General features: G+C 58.6%; 8 protein-coding genes. 4 read left to right on the top strand and 4 right to left on the bottom strand.

The genetic code is table 11. The features are described from left to right. Positions 1-141 precede the first annotated feature (141 nt). Positions 142-843: a hypothetical protein gene (locus AC0L3K_RS40100; protein ID WP_473368157.1), complete on the bottom strand. Its 702-nt coding sequence runs from the start codon at positions 841-843 to the stop codon at positions 142-144. 371 nt (positions 844-1,214) lie between these two features. Here AC0L3K_RS40100 and AC0L3K_RS40105 point away from each other — a divergent pair, with 371 nt between their 5' ends. Continuing rightward, complete coding sequence (locus tag AC0L3K_RS40105) at positions 1,215-1,649, top strand: winged helix-turn-helix transcriptional regulator (protein ID WP_473368158.1); 435 nt, start codon at positions 1,215-1,217, stop codon at positions 1,647-1,649. 473 nt (positions 1,650-2,122) lie between these two features. Here the strand turns inward: AC0L3K_RS40105 and AC0L3K_RS40110 are convergent, their stop codons facing one another. Continuing rightward, entirely contained in the window at positions 2,123-3,049 is a 927-nt protein-coding gene (locus AC0L3K_RS40110; protein WP_473368159.1) for a helix-turn-helix domain-containing protein, read from the bottom strand. Positions 3,050-3,150: 101 nt separating this feature from the next. Here AC0L3K_RS40110 and AC0L3K_RS40115 point away from each other — a divergent pair, with 101 nt between their 5' ends. After that, entirely contained in the window at positions 3,151-3,399 is a 249-nt protein-coding gene (locus AC0L3K_RS40115) for a hypothetical protein (RefSeq protein WP_473368160.1), read from the top strand. Further along, positions 3,396-3,632, top strand: coding sequence for a YybH family protein (locus AC0L3K_RS40120; RefSeq protein WP_473368161.1), 237 nt, complete (start codon positions 3,396-3,398; stop codon positions 3,630-3,632). Before AC0L3K_RS40115 ends, AC0L3K_RS40120 begins: the two co-directional genes overlap by 4 nt. A gap of 236 nt (positions 3,633-3,868) precedes the next feature. On the opposite strand, the gene AC0L3K_RS40125 is transcribed toward AC0L3K_RS40120, so the two are convergent. Continuing rightward, positions 3,869-4,447 (bottom strand): dioxygenase family protein, encoded by a 579-nt coding sequence (locus AC0L3K_RS40125; protein WP_473368162.1) that lies wholly within the window; start codon positions 4,445-4,447, stop codon positions 3,869-3,871. An 8-nt stretch (positions 4,448-4,455) separates the two neighbouring features. Then, on the bottom strand, positions 4,456-5,334 hold the full coding sequence (locus AC0L3K_RS40130; protein ID WP_473368163.1) for a tripartite tricarboxylate transporter substrate-binding protein: 879 nt from the start codon (positions 5,332-5,334) through the stop codon (positions 4,456-4,458). Between the two features lie 221 nt (positions 5,335-5,555). Here AC0L3K_RS40130 and AC0L3K_RS40135 point away from each other — a divergent pair, with 221 nt between their 5' ends. After that, a complete protein-coding gene (locus tag AC0L3K_RS40135; protein ID WP_473368164.1) occupies positions 5,556-6,215 on the top strand; it encodes a LysR family transcriptional regulator in 660 nt (219 codons plus the stop codon). The last annotated feature ends 10 nt before the right edge of the window (positions 6,216-6,225 follow it).

Consider the following 6,225-nt stretch of genomic DNA (forward strand, 5'->3'; position numbering starts at 1 on the left):
CGCACTCCGTCGCACTCGGTAAAGACGCCGATCGGGGGATTCTTTCGCTCCGCTGCCACCTGAAACGCGATGTTGCCAAGGATCAAAACGACAACTCCTGCCAAAATGATCATCAGCACGGCTTCTGTTGTGGACATGGTGTCAACCTATATGCGCGATGGCGGGTACCTCGGATTGGCGGCACCGAGGCCGCTTAGGGCCGATGCTGATTCGGCTCCCTCGTTGTGAACCGCGCGCCCCAGCCGAAAGCAAGCAACCGCGAAGCAAGCAACCGCGCGTGCGTGATCCGCGTTCGCTTCCATCCTTTGCCGCAGCGGACACGGTTGCAGTTATCGTCCCGTCAGAGCGGTGAGCTCTTGGGGCGGATTGATGCGCCAGAACGGATAAGCCGCCAGTTCTTTCGAATGCTGCCCCGACCATATCGAGCCGTCTGTTTGTAAACTCCGTAATGACGCCAAAAAATTCAGTCGGTGACTTGATCGTCGCAAGTCTGAGGCCGAATTCAAAAGCAAATTGCGCGTTGGCCGCGGCTATCTCAAGAAGCTTCGCTTGATACGCCTGCATGTTTGCCGTCGCTAAAGCAACGCCTTTCGTTGGATCGCTATCCGTGATTCTCGGACTGAGGTCATCCGGTAAGGCATCCACCCGAGGCTCAATGAGAGGAACCTCGTGTTTAGAGTCATCATAAAGCCCAAGGGGCAGTTCAATCGAGACTGCCGCAACAGAGCGAAGTAAATCCTGTTTCGGGCTTCGAACAATGGTCTGCTTGTTCTGTTGGGCCCGCGCGGCCATTTTCGGATTGCGGGCGCGCTTGGGCGCTGTCGCCGGCTTGCGTTTGCTCATCTGACACTCCAAGAAAATGGGGGGCGACCACAACGGTCATTTCTGAAAGAACAACAGGCTTTGTGACGTGGCGTTCCAAGCCCTTGCATTGTTGGAGTCCCGCATGAACTGAGATCAATCGGACGTTCTGCGCTGTCGAGGATGATTTTAGGTAGCAACTCCAACCAACAAACGTCTTGCTGGCGATCTTCCAGACCTATGCTCAACGGGGTGGCGTCAGTCTGAGAACGATCAGGCCTCCGCGCGTTGCGCTCTCCAAAGGACCGCTTTATCGCCGACGTTCTCATCACGGACGTCAAGCCGCCCGGAGACATCGACGGATGGCACATACCGAACGTTGCCGAGAGGATTATCCAAAGTTCCGATGATCTATGCGACCTGTTTCTCGCCCGTCGCGCCCAGCGCTGGCGGATAGAGGCCGGCTTCGGCGACGCCAAGCGGTCCGGACGCTCGGCGACGTGCTCATACCAAGAGCGGTGCTGTCTGAGCGCCTGGAAAAACTTGTTGAGTACGGAATCTTTGAAAAAACGTCTTACAAGGAGCCGGGGGCGCGAAAGCGCTATCAATACGAACCCACCAAAGCCGGCATCAAGCTATTGCCTGTGCTGATGGCATTGAGCCAATGGGGAGATGAGCATCTCGGCAAAGGATCTGCCCGCATGATGAGCGACTCGGGAAGAAGTGTTTCTGAAGGTCGTCAGCAAGAACGGCGACCATGTCCCAGTGGAGCGGGTGCGACCAGTAGTGCGGAGGTAATCACACGTGTGTGGTCAATAATGTTGATCGGCTTGCTGAAAGTAAGATAGACGTTCTTGAGTGATTGAGCAGGCGGGGTCCCATCGTGCGATTGGCCGAGGCTTCGGGAGTGCCTGTTGCGCTATGGCGGCCTTCGAAAAACAGCACTTCTCTGCCAAGGGCCGGAGGTGTGTTTGCTACCAAACCCGGAGATCGCAGCCTTCTTGAGGCCTGTGAGACGCAGATCGTCGCCCAGGACGTCCAGCATAGTGGCTGTCGGCGGCGCGCCAGCGATGCGAGCCAGCACGTCAGCGAGCCAAGCCTGCGGATCATCGGTCGGACACGCGCCAATGCTGCAGCATCAAGCACTAACGTCAGCTGAGCGGGCCATACGCACGTTCCGTTCATGGCCATCGGCGAACTGGCAGGGCCCTACCATGAGGTCCGCTGACTGAGACACAGCAGACCAGATTTGCTCACCTTGAGTTCTTCGCACTTTGACCCTGAGCGGTCATTGGGCCCCTTTCCGATTAACAGCCAGCTGTCAGTTTCGGACCACCTTGATTTTGTCGGACCTACGGCCTGGAAACTGCATTCGGAATTGCGACGGAGACATCTCCGCATGATGATGAAAAAATTTCACAAAGTTCGTCGCCTCGCCGAATCCGACGGCCTCCGCAATCGACTCGATGGGCCATGCGGTATACGCAATGAGTCGCTTTGCCTCGAGGATGACGCGCTCCTCGATCATCATCTTGGGCGGAACACCGCGAACCGCAACGCACGCGCGACGCAACGCCTTGGTTGAACAGCCTAGCCTGTCGGCATAGTCCTCGACACGCCGCGTCCGCATGAAGCGGGCCTCAAGGTCGGTCAGAAAATGCCGGACTGTCCGATGATAGCTCGAAATCAGTAGGGATTCATGCCGGTCCGAGCAGCGAGCGACCTGCAAGAGCAGGACGTGAAGCTGGTGCTGCAGGATGTTTGCGCAGATCGTCGAGCCATCACTCCGTTTATACTCATCCGTTATCGTCGCAAACCCGGCGTGAACGCGCTCGTACGAATCCGCATCGAGGTTGATCGCTCCGCTTGGCGCCGCATGCTCGAGCGCCGAGCCCGGGACCAGCGGATGGTTCGCCGCTCCATCCGGCAGAACAAACTCGGGCGTAAAGAGAAGAACCGTCGCCTCCGCCTCGGCACCGGGCACGAACTGCTGCACCTGACGGGGGCGAACATGGAGAAGCGTCCGCGCCGTGCAGCGCAAACGCTCGAAGTCGAGGAAATGCGTGGTCGCCCCCGATGAGAACAGCATCAAAAGATGAAAGGCAGGACGCTGCGGATGGTCGAAATGATCCGGCGGGACACGCCTGAACAGATCAGACAAGGAGAGCGGCTCGATTCCCAATTCTGGGAACCGACGATTGAAGTAGCAAACCCCTTCAATGGGTGGCAACCCGACCTCGCGCCGCATTCGTCGCTGTCCGATTTTGATCATCGAACAGTAGCAAACTGACCTAGCTGTCCGCAATACGACGCGGCACGGTTTCGCGATGGACAAGTGAGGACGTCACCATGTCGAACAAGCTGATCCGAACGATCGCCGCAACACTTGGTTTTATCGTGCTCGCGATCCTCGATGCGGCCGCGCCACGCGCCGAAACCGGCGCGGAGAGTGCGGCCATCGCAGCCGCCAATCACGTCTTCGGTCGGGCGTTATCTGCGCGCGATATCGCCGCGATGGACACGATCTGGGCGCACGAGCCATATGTGATCGCGGTTCATCCCGCGAGCAAAGCACCGATATCGGCTGGGCCGCCGTGAGGAAGAGTTGGGAAGCGACGTTTGACCGTTTTGCCGATATCTCAGTATCGATGCAGGACCCGCAGATTTGCATCAAAGGAAACGTTGCCTGGGTCGTGGGTCTTGAGGAGGTTCGAGGCAAACTGAAAAACGGCGAGACTGCAGTCTTCACGGCACTGACCACGAACATGTTCGAGAACACCGGCGGCCGCTGGTTGATGGTGCTGCACACGACCTCGCGCGTTCCACAATAGTCCCTATGCGAGCCAGTTTCGGGGTCAGATCGCCGGGAATGGTGCAGGCTGAAAGCGAGTAATCCTACGACTGCGTCTGGCCCTTCGCGACCGCCCTTGCGGTGCCCGGTCATGCTGAAGTTGAGGGTACACCGGCCCTGACTGCCCGCGGCCGAAACCGGCGCTGTTGACCCGATGCGGACATTCGGTCTTCCCCTAAACTCGTGAAGCTTCGAAGTATTACTGTTTAGCAACCTCTAGCCCCTTGACAGCACGATATCGAAATTTAGCGCGCGGTGATCGCATCCGTCTTCCGATGGAACGGGCTTTGCCACCAGCAAATCCGGACGTAGCGCGGCGTTAAGCAGTCTGTCGCAGGCATTGAGCGGCTCGTCAGGAAAATACATCTGGGTGATCAGCCGCTCGAACTGACCGTAAATCTCGAAGTGAATGTGCGGCGGGCGCATCCAGTCCGGTCCTGCGGGATATGCGCCGGGCTTGACGGTCTTGATCCGATAAAACCCCTCGTCATCTGATCGAATGCCGACGCAACCCACGAAGCTGAAATCCAGCGGGGCGGGATTGGGGTCGTTACCGTGCGCGTAACGACCGAAGGTGTTGGCTTGCCACACGATGATGGGGATATTGCGAACGGGTTCGCCGTCAAGGTTGAGCACCCTTCCGGTGATCTGGATAATCTCTCCCTGGGCATGCCCTTCGATCCCTTTGACCGAGGTCAGGTCGTCTTGCGGGACCGCCGTGTGTCCCGTTGGGAAGTAGGGGCCGAGAATCTGGTCTGGCGTTCGGTACCGGCGCGTGGCGCTTGAGTTGTTCATAACCCGCCTCAATCTTCTGGCGTAAAGCCGGAGGCCTGCACGATTGGTCCCCAATGGTCGAAATCGGATTTGATCAGTTGCGCAAATTCCTTCGGCGTTTCGCCGGCCGGATCCATGGCAAGCGTGGCCAAGGCCGTCTTGAAGGCGTCAGTATTCACCACCGCGCGGATCGCTTCATTGAGATGGTTCACCATTTCAGCCGGCGTATTTGCCGGAACAAAGACGCCAAACCACTCATTGGCCTCCAGCGCCGGGTATCCCGCCTCGCGAACCGTCGGCACATCGGGAATTCGTGACGATCGTTGCGGTCCGGTTGTCGCCAGTGACCTAATGGCGCCGGATTGCACATACGGAAGGGCGGTACCGATTGGATAGATCGTCGCAGCAATCCGGCCGCCGATCAGATCCTGGATGCCGCCCGGTCCGCCATAGGGCAGGTGCACGAATGCGAACTGGCCGGCCTTGGCTAGGCTCACGCCGGTGAAATGCAACATCGATCCGGCCGCCGCCGTGCCGTAGGTCGCCAGCTTGGGATTGGCCGCGCACCATGTCACGAAGTCAGCCAGCGTCCTGACTTCGGCCGGCACCATCGGGCCGACGGTGATCAGAAATGGAAAGGAGCAGACAGTCGTGACCGGAGCGAAATCCTTGAACGCGTCATAGCCAAGCGACTTGTAGACATGGGGGAATACGGCGACGCTGGAGGCGGGCGTCAGGATTATCGCCGTGCCATCAGGCGAACTGGTTTTCAGCGCGCCGAGTGCAAGCCGACCGCCGGCACCGGGGCGATTGTCGACGATGAAAGAAGATGAGTATCCCTTCATTCCATCGACCAGCATTCGGGCAATCACGTCGATCGCGCCGCCGGCGCCGAAGCCCACCAGCATGCGCGACGTGCTCTCGGCGGACGCGCTGCGGATTGCGTTGGGGAAAATGGCCGCGAGGCCGCCGGTGCACGCCAGCGCTATGAGTCTTCGCTTCGTGATCATGGGATCGTCCTCGTTTCCCGCCCGGCCCTCATCGAACCGCTGTCACTCTGGTCCACCGGGGTATTATCTGGTAGACCGAAAATTGCGGCATCCCTGTAACTCCAAGGTTAAGGCTCGCCATGGACTGGTCGGATCGAATTGGCCGCCGCATCAAGTTGCGCGACCTCCATATCCTGATGGCGATCGCCGATACCGGTAGCATGGCGAAGGCAGCCGCCAGGCTGGGAATTTCCCATCCCGCTGTCTCCAAAGCGATCTCCGAAATCGAAGGCGCGCTCGGCGTCCGATTGTTCGATCGCGGTTCGCAGGGCGCCGAGCTCACGTCCCATGGCGAGGTGCTGCTTCGCTGCGGCATCAATGTCTTCGACGAGATGCAGCAAGGGCTTCGCTCGCTTGAGCATTTGTCCGATCCAAACTCCGGCGAAGTGAGATTGGGGTGCACCGACATCATCCTGCATAGCCTGGTGCCGTCGATCGTGCGGGAATTTTCGACGAAACATCCCGGAGTCCAGCTCGATGTGAAATTGACCAATCCGGGCGAACATCAGATCCTGGAGCTACGTGAGCGAAGGATCGATTTGCTGATTACGAGAGCCACGGTACTGAAGGACGATTTCCATTCCGAAGTTTTGTTCGATGAGCCCCTTGTCTTTGTTGTGGGGGCCCACGGTGAATTGGCGCGAAAGCGCCGAATCTCCCTCACGGACATCATTGTCAAACGCCATCCGGAACTGCCCCCTTTGCGTCATGAAGAACTGCCCCCACCATCGGGATTATGATTTCGGTTGA

The organism is Bradyrhizobium sp. MI1.10 (genome assembly GCF_055811035.1).